We start from the raw sequence: 17,397 nt of genomic DNA on the forward strand, positions 1-17,397 counted from the left end.
TATGAAAACCAGGGTGTTGATGGTGTGTTTAGGCAATATTTGCAGATCGCCTCTTGCCGAAGGAATTCTGAAATCGAAAGTAAACTCTGACGAAATTGAAGTGCAATCGGCTGGAACGGGGGATTATCATATAGATGAAAAACCTGATAAACGCTCTATTGCCATTGCCAGAAAATACAATCTGGATATCACTGACCAGCGCGGAAGGCAATTCAAGGCTTCCGATTTTGATGCATTCGATCATATTTATGTAATGGATAACTCCAATTACAAAGATGTGATCTCGCTTGCTAAAGCTGAAGAAGAAAAGGAAAAAGTAAAACTTATCCTCAATGAGATCTTCCCGGGAGAGAATGTGGATGTTCCCGACCCTTATTTTGGAGGAGATCACGGCTTCGAGAATGTTTACCAGATGCTAGAAGAAGCCTGCGAGATCATCGCAGAGAAACTAAGACAGAAATAAGATTATAATGAGCAGTTCGCCCTACAAATATTCCGGTAAGTTATATCTTATCCCTACAACTCTGGGCGAAACAGAACCACTTGAGGTGTTGCCCGCACCGGTGCAAAAAACCGTAGAACGAATCAGCACTTATATTGTTGAGAACGAAAAGACCGCCAGGAGAAGGATCAAAAAACTGGTCCCTTCCAAAGAGCAGTCTCGGTTGAAATTATATGCTTTGAACAAATTTACAGAGATCAGTGAATTACCATCTTTTCTTGAAGAATGCAGAAAGGGAAATGATATAGGACTCATCAGTGAAGCCGGTTGCCCGGGAGTTGCAGATCCAGGGACCGAAATTGTGAAGCTGGCTCACCAACAGGGAATCCAGGTTGTTCCGCTTGTTGGACCATCTTCCATTCTACTGGCAATGATGGGCAGCGGAATGAACGGTCAAAGTTTTACTTTTCACGGATATTTACCAATAGATAAAAAAGAAAGAAAACAGGAATTGAAATTGCTCGAACGCATTTCGGCCGAAAGAAATCAGGCGCAAATATTCATTGAAACCCCTTACAGAAATGAAAAACTTCTGGAGGATCTCAAACAATACCTTCATCCGGCCACAAGACTTTGTATCGCCTGTGATCTCACATTACCAACTGAATTCATCTTAACCCAGCCAATAGCCGACTGGAAAAAGACAAAAACCGATCTTCATAAAAGACCGGCTATATTTATTATTCAAAAAGAAATTTAGGTCAGGAGTTTAGAGATACTCTTGGTAGTCTTTCAGGCTTCACAAAGGAGGTATCATACCCGCTAAATCGCTTCATATAGGTTTTAATAGTAGTCCCGAACGCATCACTAAAGGCCTGAGCGCCCCAGCTTCTAAGATACTTCTTCACACTACCAGGACCCGCAAGGTGTGCAGCAGCAAGAATTCCGGATTCGGTCACCTCTACCCCGTTTATCACTTTCCCTACAAAACGGTCTATATCTCTTTTTAGGATCCATTTATTTCGAGAAGCATTGGCATAGAATGCTGCTTCCTGTAATTCTGGAGAATTCAGAAACTCCTGAGTGTCGTAAATTCCAATAAGCTCCAGGGTTCCTTTTCCAAACTGGTATTTTCCGAGATAACCATAATCATTGATGGTCTTATAGTCCCCACGGGATTCTTTAAAACCTACAGCTTCTTTAAAACCCAAATAGGATTTTCCGAGACGTGGAGAAACAATAATCTGAGGTTCTTTGATCTCATTTACAATCTCCGGAGAAACAGTATAATCAAGATCCAGGTTTGCTGTAGAAAAAGCCTCCAGTTTTGCCGCTTCCTTAGTTGAAAAACTAAAAAGCATTGAGCCTGCAAAAACAGGCAAGATTGAAAATTTTACAATTTTCTTTCTCATTACATTTAGTTTCTGAAGAGTTAACGGTCTAAGCCTAAAATAAAGGTTTTAAACCCTCTCCAAATTGCGGCAGCAAATGTACAACAATTTTTAATAATTTGATATACAGCCTGTTAAACAAAAACCAAAAGTTACAGCAAGCTTAACGAAACTATAAGAAACAGCTAATGATCAAGTTAGAGCTTTCTTAAAGAAAAGTCCTTGAAAATATTTTATCGTTTGATGCCTTTTTCGTTGATCCAACGCACATATTCCTGCTTATTTCTGTTATGTTGAGCTAGGTTTTTGGCGAATTTATGATAGCCAAAATTCTTCACGTCTGCCACAAAATAGAAGTAATCGTGATCCTCATAATTAAGGACCGCATCAATAGATGAAATATCGGGCATCGCTATGGGTCCGGGAGGCAATTCCTTGTACATATAAGTATTATAGGGAGAATCCAGCTTAAGATCCTTATAGAGCACTCTTTTTATAATGGTATCGAATTTCTTCGTCCTTTCTTTTATAGCATAGATCACGGTAGGATCGGCATCGAGCTTCCACCCGTTCTTGTAACGATTTATATAGACTCCTGCTACCCGCGGCCTTTCGTCCACTTTTGCTGTTTCCTTCTGAACAATGGATGCCAGAGTATACACTTCCTCGGGACTCAAGCCTATGCTCTCGGCCTTCTTCAATCTTGATTCGTTCCAGAATCTGTTGTATTCCTTTTTCATTCTTTCACGGAACTCTTCGGCTGAAGTATTCCAGAAAAATTCATACTTATTCGGGATATACATTGCCATTGCCCGGGCTTCAGAAAGTTTGTTCTCCTTGAGAAATTTCTCTTCTTTCATAGCTTTCAACAAGGAAGCGCTATCGGCTTCTATCTGCACAGCAACCCGCCCCGCCAGATCTTCGAGCCTTTCCTGATTATTAAAGGTTACATCTAAAGGAATGTTCCTGCTCCTAAGAGTATTCACCATTTCGTTGTTGTTCATCCCTTTCTTCAGGATAAATCTCCCCGCCCTTATATTTTGATCATACGCCTTCTTCTGAGCCACGATATTGAAGGACTCAAGATCATCCACCAAGGGTCTTATACTATCTAAGACCATTTGGTAGTCGGCTCCGGTAGGCACCAGCACCACGGCCTGTTCTTCTGAAAAAGCGGTATTTGCTGAAAAGATACTTGTATAGATGTAATAGCTGAAAATTGATAAAGCTATGATCCCAAGCAAAGCCACAGCCACTAAGATTTTTTTAATGTACATTATTTATAAGCTGATATAAAAGTTCATCTTTAAAGGAACCGTTCACCAGGTTCCAGTCTTTTTTTATGCCGGTATTCTCAAAGCCCTGTTTTTCAAAAAGGCGCCTGCTGGCGAGATTATCCTCGCCAATATTAGCATAAACCTGGTGAAGATCAAGGTGATTAAAACAATATTTACAGATAAGGCCAAGGCTTTCGGCTCCATAGCCTTTTTTCCGGTCTGAAGTTTCTGCTATGATGATTCCCAAAGCTGCCCGGCGACTCTTAGGATCGAAATCATAAATATCTATTAAACCCACCTGGGCTCCTTCCAGGTTACAGATAACAAGGCGAAGCTGTTTCATCTCATACACATCACGATGAGAGTTGCGGAGATATTGTCTTATCAGGTGACGGGAATAAGGAGTTTGCGCAGCACTAACCTCCCAAAGATCTTCCTTATTTTCTATACAATGAACAAAATCCAGGTCTTCAGGCTCCAGTGCCCTAAGGTAAATTTTCTCTCCTTTTAAAGTTAGCATTCCATCTCTCCTTTAAATACCATTTCTGCAGGCCCGGTTAACCATACATTTTCGTAAGCACCGGTAGAAGATTTCTCGAAAGAAACCGAGAGTTCACCACCCGGAGCGATAAGCTTAATATTATTCCCATTGGCCCGTCCCGAAGAGTTTGCCGCAATAGCGACAGCCGTCACACCGGTACCGCAGGAAAGCGTTTCATCTTCAACACCACGCTCATAGGTTCTCACTAAAAAGGTATTCTCTTCTTCGGGTTCAGCGAAATTTACGTTGGTGCCCCCGTTTCGGTATTCTTCAGAATACCTGATCGTGGCTCCTTCTACCTTTACATCCAGATCTTTCACATTCTTGGTAAACACGATATGGTGCGGAGAACCCGTATCAAGGAAAGAAGTATTCCCGGTTTGATTAACTTCATCTACGTTTTGCATTTGCAGACTTACCAGGCCATTATTGGTCTTTGCCTTGTGAGGCCCGTCTATAGCCGTAAAAGAAGCTTCCTCCTTAATGATTCCCAGGAATTTGGCAAAAGCCACCAGACATCTTCCTCCATTCCCGCACATACTGCTTTGGTTGCCGTCTGCATTGAAATAGACCATTTTAAAGTCATCTTCAGCTCTCTCCGGATGCTCCAGCAGAATGAGACCGTCAGCACCTATGCCAAATTTACGGTCACACAGGCGACTGATTAATTTGGTATTATTTTTGGAAATAATTTCCTGACGATTATCTATCATCACAAAATCATTTCCGGTGCCCTGATATTTATAAAATGTCAATTTCATCCAATACTTTTTGAGTGGCACAAATATACAATAAACAAGCAGATTTTCGGGGTGTTAAATGGTCGTTAAAGTTCCAAGGAACACATACTAAATTTATAATATATATAGTTGATTAATTAAAAATTCTACTTAAAATGAAGAGATTCGCCAGTTTACTTATCGTTTCAGTTTTAGGAGGAGCCCTTACCCTGGGAAGCTATAAACTTTTTTTCGAAGATCAGAACACAATACCTTCTCTGCCCAAGGATACTTCCGCTCAAAATAATTTTATCCCTGCCGACCTTTCTACCAGGGCTTACGGGACCAATGCCGATTTTACCGAAGTTGCCGAAAAGACCGTACACGCCGTGGTTCACGTAAAAAACGTAGCCGTCTTTAAAGGCCCGAGAAATGCGTGGGAATATTATTTCCGCGGAAATCAGGGCGGTCGGGCACTTCAGGGAGCAGGCTCAGGAGTCATTATTTCTCCTGACGGTTTTATAGTCACCAATAATCACGTGATAAAAGGTGCCAGTGAGATTGAAGTCACCCTTAACAATAATGAAACCTATACCGCTGAAGTCATAGGGACAGATCCAATTTCTGATATTGCTCTAATTAAAATAGATGCCGAAGATCTTCAATATATCCCTTTTGGAGATTCCAATAATGTAAAACTCGGCGAGTGGGTTTTAGCTGTCGGTAACCCATTTAACCTAAAATCTACGGTTACGGCCGGCATTATTAGTGCCACAGCCAGGGACCTGAATACCAGGGATGCAACCCCTCAATCATTTATCCAGACCGATGCCGCGATAAACCCGGGAAACAGTGGCGGTGCACTGGTTAATATTAACGGAGAACTTATAGGAATCAATACCGCAATTACTTCTCAAACCGGAAGCTATATTGGCTATGCCTTTGCCGTTCCTTCTAACAATGCACGCAAGATCGTTGAAGATATTATGGAGTATGGCGATGTACAACAGGGAATCCTGGGTATTCGCGGGGGAAGCATTAATCAGCAGGCGATGGAAGAATTCGACCTTAGTACTTCACAGGGAGTTTATGTTGCAGATGTGACCACCGGCAGCGGAGCTGAAAAAGCAGGCCTGAAACCGGGAGATGTTATCAGGAAAATAGATAATATCGAGATCAAGAAATTTTCAGACCTAACGGGGTATATCAACTCCAAAAGGCCCAATGATGAAGTCCTGGTAAGGATCTTAAGAGATGGCGAAGAAAAAGAAGTGAACGTAAAGCTTACCAAGTATGATTCTTACCAGATTCAGGCGATAGGCCTTGAGGTTGCAAATGCCACAAAAGCCGAATTGGAAAAGGCCAAAGCCGAGCACGGGGTTAAGATTAGCCGAACCCTGGTAAAAAGTCTCCCTGCCGACGAACTGGTAGGAACCATTATTACCGAGATCGATAATCAGCAGGTATCCAGCATCAGGGATGTTCAAAAAATATTTGCAGCAAGAAGCAGTACTGAACCTATTGTGGTAACCTTTATAGACAAGTCTGGGCAAAAACAGCGCCTTGTATGGAGGTAAAACGTTTTTTATCAAAATCGAGTCTGAACTCCCTTATTAAGAGGGAGTTTTTTTATTCAAAAAACTTTTACGAAAACGTTTGAAATATATACTTTTGCGCCAATTCTAAACAAACAACATAACAAAAATGAGCTTTAACAAAGTTTACGAAAAAGAGCTTGCATTTCAGGCCAACAGAAGAAAGGCCACGGTAGAATTCATTAAAATTGTAAGTGATTTGTGGTATGACAAATCCATAGAACTGGTACTTTTCAGAAACCAGCTAATTAACCGAAATGTAAGCGATATTCTTAATTTGCACGAATATGCAGGTGAATTTGTGCAAAAGCCAATTTCGATCTTTGATTCTGTTGAGATCGCTCAAGCCATTAAAGACCTTGACCTGCCTCCTGCAAAACTGGATATCGGAAAACTTACTTACGAGTACCACCTTGAAGATGAACAGCACGGCAATGCAATGGCATTTGTTTCTAACAAGCTTAAGGATGCCAAAAAAACTGAAACGGTTATGCCAAAAGATGTTGTGCTTTATGGTTTCGGAAGAATTGGAAGGCTTGTTGCCAGGGAACTGATGACCAGGACCGGAAAAGGAAACCAGTTAAGACTTCGTGCCGTGGTAACCCGCGGAAAAGTAGACGAAAATGTACTTGAAAAAAGAGCCTCTCTTTTAAGAAGCGATTCTGTTCACGGAGAATTTTCAGGAACTGTTGCCGTAGATGTTGAAAAATCTGCATTGATCATCAACGGAACTACGGTGCACATCATTTCGGCAAATCAGCCGGAAGATATTGACTATACCGAATATGGTATCGAGGATGCTCTAATTATTGATAATACCGGGGCTTTCCGTGATGAGGAAGCTCTTAAACGACACCTTTCAGCAAAAGGCGCAGCAAAAGTTTTACTTACAGCCCCAGGAAAAGGAATCCCTAATATAGTACACGGCGTAAATCATACGGAATACAATCCTGATGAGATCTCCATTTTTTCAGCGGCTTCCTGTACCACCAATGCCATCACTCCTGTTCTTAAAGCGGTTGAAGATTCACTTGGAGTAGTACACGGACATCTTGAAACCATTCACGCATATACCAACGACCAGAACCTGGTAGACAATATGCACAGCAAATATCGCCGTGGTCGTGCCGCAGGATTAAATATGGTCATCACTGAAACCGGAGCAGGAAAAGCGGTAGCTAAGGCCCTACCGGTCTTTGAAGGCAAACTTACCTCGAATGCGATCAGAGTTCCCGTACCCAACGGCTCTCTTGCGATCCTGAACCTTGAGGTGCAAAGCGAAACTTCAGTGGATGGAGTGAATTCTATTCTGAAAAAATATGCTTTGGAAGGCGATCTTGTAGAGCAAATAAAATATTCTATAGATAACGAACTGGTATCATCAGACATTATCGGTTCTTCAGCTCCGGCTATTTATGACAGTAAGTCCACCATTGTTTCAAACGATGGCAAGAATATTATTCTTTACATCTGGTATGACAATGAATATGGTTATAGCCACCAGGTGATAAGACTTGCAAAGTATATTGCAAAAGTAAGGAGATTCACCTATTACTAGAAAGGAATAAACTTCTGAAATTTTAACCCGTCTTTTAGGCGGGTTTTTTATTTTATTCTCTTAATTTTGCACACCTAAAAATCTAATTACAAACCGGTTATTTGAACCGGACGCAATAAAGAATCCGAATTAACAATATGTCTGTTGCCGCGACGTTGTGTGTATTAATTTGAAAACCCCTAAAAAATGAACAAAACTATTTTTACACTTCTATTTGTTTTTGTGGCAGGACTGAATGTAAATGCTCAGGACTCCCTGAGTACTTCCAACCCTATTCAACAGGAGTTCAATGAACTAATCGAGACTTCAAACAACTACCAGGGCTATAAAGTTGTAGACTATGAAGAACTGGTAAGCCTGAAGAATCGTACCAATCAGTACATCCAGCAATTAAAGGATGAGATAACAGTTCAAAAGAACACCGAAGATCAGCAGGCGGAACAAATTGAAAAACTTAATGAAAAACTGGAGTCTACCGAAGCAGAACTTGAAAAGGTAAATGCCGAAAAAGATGCTATAGAGTTCCTCGGAATGCCTTTCAGCAAAGGAAGTTATATGGCTCTAATGTGGGGGATCGTTGGCCTGCTTGTAGCTGCCCTTCTTATTTTTATATACAAATTCAAAAACTCCAATGCTACCACGAAAGAAGCTAACAAAAGGCTAAAGGAGACCGAAGCTGAATTTGATGCTTACCGTGCCAAATCTCTTGAAAAAGAGCAAAAGCTTGGAAGAATGCTGCAGGATGAGAAAAACAAAAACAACAGTTAGATTTATCATCTGTCTTAAATCCTCATCTTTGCGAGCCTAAAAGAACAACAAAATGCGCATTGATATAATAACCGTAGTTCCAGACCTGCTTAAGAGTCCGTTTGAAGCTTCCATTTTAAAAAGAGCAATCAAAAAAGGGCTTGTGGAGATCCATTTTCACAACTTAAGGGATTACGTAACCGACAATTATAAGCAAATTGATGATTATCAGTTTGGCGGCGGTGCAGGAATGGTTATGATGGTAGAGCCTATAGACAAATGCATTACCAACCTTAAGAGTCAGCGCAATTATGACGAGGTGATCTATATGACACCCGACGGAGAACGGTTTGAGCAAAAAACTGCCAACAAGCTCTCTCTTGCCGAGAATATCATTATCCTATGCGGCCACTATAAGGGTGTAGACCAGCGCGTAAGGGATCACTTCATCACAAAGGAGATCTCGATTGGCGACTATGTGCTTTCCGGAGGAGAACTTGGAGCTGCGGTAGTCTGCGATGCGGTTATACGGCTTATACCGGGCGTACTTGGCAATGAAACCTCTGCCCTAACCGATTCCTTCCAGGACAACCTGTTAGCACCGCCTGTGTACACCAGACCTGCAGAATATAAAGGATGGAGGGTTCCCGAGGTGCTTACTTCAGGTAATTTTCCAAAGATCGAAGCCTGGAGAGAAGAACAGTCTTATGAGCGCACTAAAAGGCTGAGGCCAGACCTGTTAGACGAGGAAGAAAAATAAATAAACTGCTTGTAATTAAAATTAAAATTCTTAATTTTGCAGCCATTCTGAAACAACCTCTGGCGAAAACCGTGAATGTTGTTCCGGGTTATATTTTAAACAAACAATTATGGAATCGTTAATTAAATACGTACAAGACGAATTCGTTGCTAAGAAGGATATTCCTCAGTTTTCGGCTGGAGATACCATCACCGTTTATTACGAAATTAAAGAGGGTCAGAAAACCCGTACCCAGTTCTTTAGAGGGGTAGTAATTCAAAAGAGAGGTTCTGGAGCTTCTCAAACCTTTACCATCAGAAAAATGAGTGGTACAGTTGGTGTAGAGCGTATCTTCCCTCTAAACTTACCTGCAATCCAAAAGATTGAAGTTAATAAAAGAGGTAAAGTTAGAAGAGCACGTATTTATTACTTCAGAGGTCTTACCGGTAAAAAGGCCCGTATTAAAGAAGCTAAAAGATAATTCGATCTTTTATAACTATCATAAAAAGCCACCTGAAAAAGGTGGCTTTTTTGTTGATAAATATCATCTAATTAAATAGTTAAAAAGCTTTCACCAAAAAGTAAAATTGCTTAAATTGAAGTATCAAATTTCGACTCTCTCAGAGAGTTGCATAATTTTGATGTAGAGTTAAGTTCTTTACATATGGTTTTCAGCCTCTATATAACGCTCATTTTTTGCCAGGTCAAAAATAGTTTGAAGGATGAAAACCACTTTTGGAACGAATTAGAATCTTTCTAAGGTTTTAAAACGTTTCAAGTGAAATAACACACACTGGGATAAAATCCCTTTAGGATGTATATTGTCTAGCGGTAACGTGTTATTTCAGTAGAAGCCATTTCATTTTAGATGCTAAGATGAAATGGCTTTTTTTATTGCTTTCTTAGCAATTATTAACAAGCTTTAACCACCCTGTAACTATGATAAACGCCTGAAAAATCTTATATTGCGCAGGACTTTTTCGCCCTGGTCTTGCCGGGGCTTTATTGGCTCTAATTACAATCAAAAAATTAAAAAATGACACAGAAATCAAAGATTATCTATACCAAAACCGACGAGGCCCCTGCCCTAGCGACATATTCCTTCTTACCGATTGTCCAGGCCTACACCAAAGCAGCCAGCGTCGAACTTGAAACCAAAGACATTTCCCTTGCCGGAAGAATACTTTCCCAGTTTCCGGAGCAATTAAAAGACGATCAAAAAGTACCTGATGCGCTAGCAGAACTTGGAGAACTTGCAAAGAAACCGGAAGCCAATATTATCAAACTTCCTAACATCAGTGCTTCCATTCCGCAGCTTAAAGCAGCGATCAAGGAATTACAAGGAAAAGGATATAATCTTCCTGATTATCCGGACGAGCCAAAGACCGAAGAAGAAAAAGAATTCAAGGCAAAATACGATAAAGTAAAAGGTAGTGCCGTAAACCCCGTGCTTAGGGAAGGAAACTCTGACAGAAGAGCTCCGAAAGCGGTTAAGAACTTCGCCAAAAAACATCCGCATAAAATGGGAGAATGGAGCAAAGACTCTAAATCTCACGTAGCTACAATGGATCACGGCGATTTCAGGTCTAACGAAAAATCGCTTACACTTTCTGAAGAAGGTGATGTTAGCATTGAATTCACTTCAGATTCAGGCGATAAAAAAACATTAAAAGAAAAAGTACATCTTCTAGAGGGAGAGATCATAGATGCTACTGTAATGAACAAGAAAGCTTTAGTAGCTTTCCTTCAGGAGCAAATTAAAGACGCCAAAGATAAAGGCGTGCTTTTCTCTCTTCATATGAAGGCTACCATGATGAAGGTTTCAGACCCCATCATTTTTGGTCACGCGGTGAAGGTATTCTTTAAAGATGTATTTGAAAAATACGGAACTGAACTTAAAGAAGCAGGGGCTGATCCAAACAGCGGACTTGGAGACGTACTTAGTGCCATAGAAAAACTTCCTGCCGATAAAAAGGAAAAGATTGAGGCTGATATCAAAGCTGATCTTGAAAATGGTCCGGATATCGCTATGGTGAATTCTCATAAAGGAATCACCAATCTGCACGTACCTAGTGACGTGATCATTGATGCTTCTATGCCTGCAATGATCAGGACTTCAGGACAGATGTGGAATAAAAATGATGAAACTCAGGACACCAAGGCTGTAATTCCTGATAGCAGTTACGCCGGAGTTTACCAGGAGACCATTGAAGACTGTAAAAAACACGGAGCCTTTGATCCTACCACAATGGGAACTGTTCCTAATGTCGGTCTTATGGCCCAAAAAGCCGAAGAATACGGGTCTCACGATAAAACCTTTGAGATTCCTGCAAATGGAGTTGTACGTGTGGTAAACTCTAAAGGACAAACCCTGATTGAACATAAAGTAGAAGAAGGAGATATCTGGAGAATGTGCCAGGTAAAAGACGCTCCTGTTCAGGATTGGGTGAAGTTAGCCGTGAATCGCGCAAAGGCCACAGGAATGCCAACAGTTTTCTGGCTTGATAAAGACAGAGCTCACGATGCAGAGATCATCAAAAAAGTGAACCAGTATCTTCCGCAGCACGATACCGAAGGCCTTGATATAAGAATTATGTCTCCGGTAGAAGCTACAAAATTCACTCTTGAAAGAGTGAGAGAAGGAAAAGATACGATCTCGGTAACCGGTAACGTACTAAGAGACTACCTTACCGACCTTTTCCCTATTCTGGAGCTTGGTACAAGTGCAAAGATGCTTTCCATTGTTCCTTTAATGAACGGGGGAGGATTGTTTGAGACCGGTGCCGGAGGTTCTGCTCCTAAGCACGTTCAGCAGTTTGTAAAAGAAGGCCACTTAAGATGGGATTCCCTTGGAGAATTTCTTGCATTATCTGTTTCACTGGAACACTTGGGTGAAACATACAATAACCCAAAAGCTATGGTCCTTTCAGAAGGGCTTGATGATGCAACCAATAAATTCCTTGAAAACCGAAAGTCGCCTTCAAGAAAAGTGAATGAGCTTGATAACCGCGGAAGCCATTTTTATCTGGCTATGTACTGGGCAGAAGCTCTTGCAGCACAGGATAAAGATGCTCAGTTAAAAGAATACTTCACCCCTGTAGCAGAGCAGTTGAAGAAAAACGAAGAAGTGATCAACCAGGAGTTGATCGATGCTCAGGGCTCTCCAGTAGATATTGGCGGATATTATCTTCCTGATGAGGAACTTACAAAGAAAGCAATGAGGCCAAGTAAGACCCTGAACAGCATTTTGAAGTAATTATCAGGTTATACTGAATCAAAAAGCTGCCGGAATCCGGCAGCTTTTTTTATTTTTTCGCATTTCATCTAACCTGAAGAGCTCAGCCACCTGAGAAATCTTCAATTTTGTAACACCCGCATTACGGACTCCTCATTTTTTTCAACTAAAAATTATGGCATCCATAACCCCATATTAATCTTTCGTTAAACCCTCATTTATGGGTTTATGGTTTGTATTCATTTGCGAAATTTGCAAGATGAATACGACTCCGCAAGGAAGAAATAAAAAGAAAGAAGCTATAATATTACTGGTTCTGGGCACAATGATCGCCCTTGGACCTTTTTCTATAGATGCTTACCTGCCCGGTTTTAAAAGAATTGCCGAAGACTTCAATACTTCTGTAGCCAATGTAGGCCTTACCCTTACCAGTTATTTTATAGGGATCTCCCTTGGGCAACTTGCTTATGGCCCCATAATGGACAAATTTGGAAGAAAAAAACCCTTATTGATAGGGCTGGGAATTTATTTCCTGGCAGCCATCAGCTGCTTCCTTTCCCCAAACTTAACCTGGCTCATCATTTCAAGGTTTTTCCTTGCTGTAGGAGCTGCAGCCGGGATGGTAGCTGCAAAAGCAGTTGTACGTGATATTTTTCCGGTAAATGAAGTGGCAGGAGCAATCTCAGTACTGATGCTCATAATGGGAGGTGCTCCAATTATCGCCCCTACCGTTGGAAGCTTCATTATTGAAGGAATGGGCTGGAAGATCATTTTCCTCTTCCTGGCCTTATTTTCATTCCTAATGATCTTAAGTGTATACAGATTCCTACCGGAGAGTATAGAACCCGATAAAATGGTGGAATTGAACCTGAATAAAGTGCTCCGAAAATATTTCGGTATTCTTACTCACGAAAAATTCTGGAGCTTCTCCATAGCCGGGAGTTTCACCATTGGAGCAATGTTCGCCTATATCTCAGATGCCCCAAGATTGTTTATGAGTAATTTTGATCTTTCTCAAAAGGAGTTCGGAATGTTGTTTGGCATAAATGCCGCCGGGTTAATACTCGGCAGCCAGATAAACAGGTTATTCTTAAGAAGGTTTACCACATTTCAGATCACCTTTTTTAACAGTATTGTATTGGTCGGTCTTGCTTCCCTTTTCCTGGTGAACAGCCTGATTGGTCCGAATTTTTACGCTACTGTAGGATTATTATTTTCAATACTATTCCTCTTAGGCTTTCAAAATCCAAACACAACTGCGTTATCTCTGGAACCTTTCGCAACCAAAGCAGGCAGGGCATCAGCGCTAATAGGAAGTCTTAAAATGATACTTGGAGCACTGGCTTCATTTGCGATTAGTTTATTCCACACCTCAAGTGTTCTGCCCCTGGCCGTAATTCTTTTAATGTGCCTTTCGGTTAGTTTTGGCCTGTTAATGCGTTTTTCTGTAAAGGAAAAGCGGAAAATAGCAGTAAACAGGACCTAATTCAGAAAATTGAACTTTTTTATCACTACCAGGTCTTGTATATTTACTAAAAAATTGAACATCCGGTACTTACTGCTATTAATACTTCTTGCTGGTTTATCCTGGTCTGTGAGTTCTCAGAGTTATATTCTGAACGGAACCGTGACCGACAAATCCAGTAACGAAACGCTTATTGGCGTAAATATTCTTATCCCTTCCCTCAAGACCGGGGTCGTTACAAATGAATATGGATTTTATGCCCTGAAGATTCCCCAGGGCGAATACAGAGTGCTTGTCTCCTATCTCGGCTATGAAACTATAGAGAGAAATGTACAGGTCAGTCAAGACACAAAGCTGAACTTCAGTCTTAATGAGACTTCTGAAAACCTGGATGAGGTAGTGATCAGCAGTGATATTGAGAAGCTCAGTATCAAGAAACCCGAAATGAGCGTTAATAAACTCTCGATCAACACCATTCAAAAGCTACCGGTAATTTTCGGGGAAGTAGATATAGTCAAATCCCTGCTATTGCTTCCGGGTGTATCCAATGCTGGGGAAGGTTCTTCCGGGTTCAATGTGAGGGGTGGTGCGGTAGATCAAAATTTAATTCTCCTTGACGAAGCCACTATTTTTAATTCCTCCCACCTGTTTGGACTTTTTTCGGTTTTTAATCCCGATGCCATCAAAGACTTAAGCCTGTACAAAGGAGGTATCCCGGCCAAGTACGGAGGCAGAGTCTCTTCGGTTCTGGATATTTACCAACGGGACGGGAACAGTCGTAAGTTTAAGGCTAAAGGCGGAATTGGTGTGATCTCCAGCAGATTACTTGCAGAAGGCCCGATTGTTCAGGATAAAGGCTCTTTCCTGGTTGGCGGAAGAAGTTCCTATGCCCATCTTTTTCTGAAACTTACAGATAATGAGAATTCGGCTTATTTCTATGACCTGAACACAAAACTTACCTACCGGCTTGATGAAAGCAACAAGCTGCTGTTTTCCGGTTATTTTGGAAGAGATGTTTTCAACATCAACAAGAATTTTCAGAATACTTACGGTAATGCGGTATTAAACCTCAGGTGGAATCATGTGATGACCGATGATATCTTCACCAATCTTTCGGTGATCTATAGTGACTATTATTATGGATTAACCCTTGATTTTGTAGGCTTCAATTGGGATAGCGGGATAAAGAACCTGAATTTAAAATACGACTTCAATCATTATCTTAATGATGACCTGAATTTGAAATACGGTCTTCATAATACTTACTACGAATTTAACCCGGGGGAGATCGAGCCCATAAATGAGGAATCAGGGATCAATTATTTTAAACTCACGAATAAATATGCCTTGGAAAGTGCCGTTTATATTTCGGCTGAACACTATATCACCAAGAATTTTTCAGCAGAATATGGTTTGCGTCTTAGCAATTTTTTCCGCCTCGGCCAGAACGGCTTAAACACTTATCAGAATGGTGAAGCATTAATCTACAATGAAGAGCTCGATATTTATTCAGAAGCAGAACCCACAGGGAGTCGTGTAGATAAAAGGTCTGAGATACTGAAATCTTTTACTAATCTCGAGCCAAGGCTGGCTCTGGCCTATTCTTTCAACGATAATGAATCAATTAAAGCCAGTTATAACCGGATGGCTCAATATCTCCACCTCATTTCAAATACCAGTTCGCCTACACCTTTAGATGTCTGGGCACCCTCCGGCCCTTTTATAGAGCCACAGCTCCTAGACCAGTATGCAATTGGCTACTTCAGAAATTTACATCAGGATAAATATTCATTAGAAATTGAAGGATTCTATAAGAAAATTAAGAATCGAATAGATTATATAAACGGAGCCAACCTGATCGCAAACAATGCGATAGAACAGATAATATTACCGGGAAAGGCAAGAGCTTACGGCCTTGAATTACTCTTCAGAAAAAATGAAGGAAGATTTACAGGATGGCTGGCTTACACTCTTTCCAAATCTGAACAAAGAACCCCCGGCCGTACTGCAAGGGAAACAGGAATAAACAATGGGCATTGGTATAATTCCAATTACGACAAACCTCACGATTTGAGCATTACTGCAAGCTACCAATTGAATAAAAAGTGGCAATTCAACGCCAATTTCGCCTATCAAACCGGGCTGGCCACCACATATCCCGTTGGGCAATACGAATATGAGAGCATAACTATCCCGGTTTATGGTGACCGAAATTCAAATCGCCTACCTGATTATCATAGATTGGATATTTCAGCTAATTTTGTACCTAAACCGAATTCCGGAAAAAGATTCAAATCTTCGTGGAATTTTGGGATTTATAATGTCTATAATCGTAATAATGCCTATTCCATAAGTTTCAGAGAGAACAGTGATACCGGTATTAATGAAGCCGTTCGTTTATCTCTTTTCGGGATTATTCCTTCGGTAACCTATAATTTTGAGTTTTAATGAAGTTCAGGCGCTACATATTTCTAATTACTACGTTGGTATTCACCTCTTGTGAAAAAGTTGTGGACATTCCGTTGGAAAACTCTGAGCCGAGGCTTGTTGTTGAAGCATCGCTCCTTTGGGAAAAAGGGACCGAAGGCAATGTGCAGAAAATAAAGCTTTCTACGACTTCCCCATTCTATAACGAAGGTAACCCGCCTGTAGAAGATGCACAGGTAAGTGTTTATTCAGAAAACGGCGAAGAATTTCAATTTGTCCATAATATGGATGGCCATTATATCAATCAGAACTTTAGGCCTGAATTAAATGCGGAATACCGGCTGGAAATTGAATATAAGGACCAGGTTTATTCAGCTTCAGAAACTATGGTCCCGGTAAGCGATATAGAATATATTGAACAAACGAAAAATGGCGGATTTAACGGAGACGATATAGAGATCAAGGTGTTTTATAAAGATCCACCAGACGAAAGGAATTATTACCTTTTCCTTTTCCGGGACGATAAAGCTACCCTGGAGATCTATGAGGATGAATTTACCGACGGAAATCTTATTTTTGGTTATTACTCCAACGAAGATATCGAGCAGGGAGACGAGATAAATATTGAAATGGCGGGAATTTCTAAGGCCTATTATGAGTATCTTTTTATTTTAAGATCTCAGGTTGGAGGAAACAATGGCGGGCCTTTTGAGACTAAACCTGCTACAGTGAAAGGAAACATCCTTAATGAAACGAACCGGCAAAATTATGCTTTTGGTTATTTTAGATTATCACAGACTGACACCACAATTTATACCGTTGAATAATGAAACACACGAACAAAGAAATATTATTTAAAGGACTCAAATACCTGGCAGGTGCCTTACCGCTTAGCGCAATAGGACCTGTTGTTCTATTCAGTGCATTTAAGAATCAGGAGCATCCGCTGTACATTGCGGTTCTTATATTTGGTTTGATTGCCTTTTTTGCGGCTATTTATTTAATGTTTAAAGGAATTCAGACGGTTATAAAGGCCTTATTCGATTAAATAATACATCCTCATAAAAAATAAGAAAGGCTTAGCGTATGGCTAAGCCTTTTTTATTAGGTGTTTTTGTCGACTTTGTAAAGATCCTTTTTTGGGACAGGGGTATAAAAAAACCCCTCCAGGATAACCTGAAGGGGTTTCAAAAACAAGGCGGCGACATACTCTCCCACAAGATAGCAGTACCATCTGCGCTAACGGGCTTAACTTCTCTGT

16 protein-coding genes are annotated in these 17,397 nt (G+C 40.8%); 12 read left to right on the plus strand and 4 right to left on the minus strand.

The genetic code is table 11. The features are described from left to right. The first annotated feature begins 1 nt into the window (after position 1). Together ACFQ3Q_RS12385 and ACFQ3Q_RS12390 are read left to right on the plus strand one after the other, a co-directional pair. Positions 2-463, plus strand: coding sequence for a low molecular weight protein-tyrosine-phosphatase (locus ACFQ3Q_RS12385; protein WP_380746306.1), 462 nt, complete (start codon positions 2-4; stop codon positions 461-463). Positions 464-470: 7 nt separating this feature from the next. Beyond that, positions 471-1,202 carry an SAM-dependent methyltransferase gene (locus ACFQ3Q_RS12390; protein ID WP_380746308.1) on the plus strand — a complete coding sequence of 244 codons (732 nt, stop codon included), beginning with the start codon at positions 471-473 and terminating at the stop codon, positions 1,200-1,202. 1 nt (position 1,203) lies between these two features. Here ACFQ3Q_RS12390 and ACFQ3Q_RS12395 read toward each other — a convergent pair whose 3' ends face one another. The 4 genes from ACFQ3Q_RS12395 to dapF form a co-directional block, all read right to left on the minus strand. Beyond that, positions 1,204-1,854 carry a peptidoglycan-binding protein LysM gene (locus ACFQ3Q_RS12395; protein ID WP_380746310.1) on the minus strand — a complete coding sequence of 217 codons (651 nt, stop codon included), beginning with the start codon at positions 1,852-1,854 and terminating at the stop codon, positions 1,204-1,206. Between the two features lie 212 nt (positions 1,855-2,066). Continuing rightward, positions 2,067-3,110, minus strand: coding sequence for an endolytic transglycosylase MltG (mltG, locus tag ACFQ3Q_RS12400; protein ID WP_380746312.1), 1,044 nt, complete (start codon positions 3,108-3,110; stop codon positions 2,067-2,069). Further along, a complete protein-coding gene (locus ACFQ3Q_RS12405) occupies positions 3,100-3,630 on the minus strand; it encodes a GNAT family N-acetyltransferase (protein ID WP_380746314.1) in 531 nt (176 codons plus the stop codon). Before ACFQ3Q_RS12405 ends, mltG begins: the two co-directional genes overlap by 11 nt. Continuing rightward, positions 3,624-4,412: a diaminopimelate epimerase gene (gene dapF, locus ACFQ3Q_RS12410; RefSeq protein WP_380746317.1), complete on the minus strand. Its 789-nt coding sequence runs from the start codon at positions 4,410-4,412 to the stop codon at positions 3,624-3,626. Before dapF ends, ACFQ3Q_RS12405 begins: the two co-directional genes overlap by 7 nt. A 134-nt stretch (positions 4,413-4,546) precedes the next feature. On the opposite strand from dapF, the gene ACFQ3Q_RS12415 reads away from it, so the two are divergent. The 10 genes from ACFQ3Q_RS12415 (at position 4,547) to ACFQ3Q_RS12460 (ending at position 17,184) form a co-directional block, all read left to right on the plus strand. Beyond that, positions 4,547-5,947, plus strand: a complete 1,401-nt coding sequence (locus ACFQ3Q_RS12415) for a S1C family serine protease (protein ID WP_380746319.1) — start codon at positions 4,547-4,549, stop codon at positions 5,945-5,947. A gap of 127 nt (positions 5,948-6,074) precedes the next feature. Continuing rightward, complete coding sequence (locus tag ACFQ3Q_RS12420) at positions 6,075-7,523, plus strand: glyceraldehyde-3-phosphate dehydrogenase (RefSeq protein ID WP_380746321.1); 1,449 nt, start codon at positions 6,075-6,077, stop codon at positions 7,521-7,523. A 186-nt stretch (positions 7,524-7,709) separates the two neighbouring features. Further along, complete coding sequence (locus tag ACFQ3Q_RS12425) at positions 7,710-8,291, plus strand: hypothetical protein (protein ID WP_380746323.1); 582 nt, start codon at positions 7,710-7,712, stop codon at positions 8,289-8,291. Between the two features lie 52 nt (positions 8,292-8,343). Next, complete coding sequence (trmD, locus tag ACFQ3Q_RS12430; RefSeq protein ID WP_380746325.1) at positions 8,344-9,030, plus strand: tRNA (guanosine(37)-N1)-methyltransferase TrmD; 687 nt, start codon at positions 8,344-8,346, stop codon at positions 9,028-9,030. 109 nt (positions 9,031-9,139) lie between these two features. Next, positions 9,140-9,490, plus strand: coding sequence for a 50S ribosomal protein L19 (gene rplS / locus ACFQ3Q_RS12435; protein WP_380746327.1), 351 nt, complete (start codon positions 9,140-9,142; stop codon positions 9,488-9,490). Positions 9,491-10,045: 555 nt separating this feature from the next. Next, the gene (locus ACFQ3Q_RS12440) at positions 10,046-12,265 is read left to right on the plus strand and encodes an NADP-dependent isocitrate dehydrogenase (RefSeq protein ID WP_380746329.1); all 2,220 of its coding nucleotides are present in this window, start codon (positions 10,046-10,048) and stop codon (positions 12,263-12,265) included. A 238-nt stretch (positions 12,266-12,503) separates the two neighbouring features. Beyond that, a complete protein-coding gene (locus ACFQ3Q_RS12445) occupies positions 12,504-13,730 on the plus strand; it encodes a multidrug effflux MFS transporter (RefSeq protein WP_380746331.1) in 1,227 nt (408 codons plus the stop codon). 108 nt (positions 13,731-13,838) lie between these two features. Then, positions 13,839-16,157, plus strand: coding sequence for a TonB-dependent receptor (locus ACFQ3Q_RS12450; RefSeq protein ID WP_380746333.1), 2,319 nt, complete (start codon positions 13,839-13,841; stop codon positions 16,155-16,157). Continuing rightward, a complete protein-coding gene (locus tag ACFQ3Q_RS12455; protein ID WP_380746335.1) occupies positions 16,157-16,963 on the plus strand; it encodes a DUF4249 domain-containing protein in 807 nt (268 codons plus the stop codon). The genes ACFQ3Q_RS12450 and ACFQ3Q_RS12455 overlap by 1 nt, the downstream gene beginning before the upstream one ends. After that, a complete protein-coding gene (locus ACFQ3Q_RS12460) occupies positions 16,963-17,184 on the plus strand; it encodes a DUF6095 family protein (protein ID WP_380746337.1) in 222 nt (73 codons plus the stop codon). The genes ACFQ3Q_RS12455 and ACFQ3Q_RS12460 overlap by 1 nt, the downstream gene beginning before the upstream one ends. Positions 17,185-17,397 lie beyond the last annotated feature (213 nt).

This window comes from Salegentibacter chungangensis, from assembly GCF_042678405.1.
GTDB lineage: Bacteria > Bacteroidota > Bacteroidia > Flavobacteriales > Flavobacteriaceae > Salegentibacter_A > Salegentibacter_A chungangensis.

Coding starts and splice junctions, on each gene's coding strand:
- ACFQ3Q_RS12385 (WP_380746306.1), top strand. CDS start 2: ATGAAAACCAGGGTGTTGATGGTGTGTTTAGGCAATATTTGCAGATCG.
- ACFQ3Q_RS12390 (WP_380746308.1), top strand. CDS start 471: ATGAGCAGTTCGCCCTACAAATATTCCGGTAAGTTATATCTTATCCCT.
- ACFQ3Q_RS12395 (WP_380746310.1), bottom strand. CDS start 1,854: ATGAGAAAGAAAATTGTAAAATTTTCAATCTTGCCTGTTTTTGCAGGC.
- mltG (WP_380746312.1), bottom strand. CDS start 3,110: ATGTACATTAAAAAAATCTTAGTGGCTGTGGCTTTGCTTGGGATCATA.
- ACFQ3Q_RS12405 (WP_380746314.1), bottom strand. CDS start 3,630: ATGCTAACTTTAAAAGGAGAGAAAATTTACCTTAGGGCACTGGAGCCT.
- dapF (WP_380746317.1), bottom strand. CDS start 4,412: ATGAAATTGACATTTTATAAATATCAGGGCACCGGAAATGATTTTGTG.
- ACFQ3Q_RS12415 (WP_380746319.1), top strand. CDS start 4,547: ATGAAGAGATTCGCCAGTTTACTTATCGTTTCAGTTTTAGGAGGAGCC.
- ACFQ3Q_RS12420 (WP_380746321.1), top strand. CDS start 6,075: ATGAGCTTTAACAAAGTTTACGAAAAAGAGCTTGCATTTCAGGCCAAC.
- ACFQ3Q_RS12425 (WP_380746323.1), top strand. CDS start 7,710: ATGAACAAAACTATTTTTACACTTCTATTTGTTTTTGTGGCAGGACTG.
- trmD (WP_380746325.1), top strand. CDS start 8,344: ATGCGCATTGATATAATAACCGTAGTTCCAGACCTGCTTAAGAGTCCG.
- rplS (WP_380746327.1), top strand. CDS start 9,140: ATGGAATCGTTAATTAAATACGTACAAGACGAATTCGTTGCTAAGAAG.
- ACFQ3Q_RS12440 (WP_380746329.1), top strand. CDS start 10,046: ATGACACAGAAATCAAAGATTATCTATACCAAAACCGACGAGGCCCCT.
- ACFQ3Q_RS12445 (WP_380746331.1), top strand. CDS start 12,504: ATGAATACGACTCCGCAAGGAAGAAATAAAAAGAAAGAAGCTATAATA.
- ACFQ3Q_RS12455 (WP_380746335.1), top strand. CDS start 16,157: ATGAAGTTCAGGCGCTACATATTTCTAATTACTACGTTGGTATTCACC.
- ACFQ3Q_RS12460 (WP_380746337.1), top strand. CDS start 16,963: ATGAAACACACGAACAAAGAAATATTATTTAAAGGACTCAAATACCTG.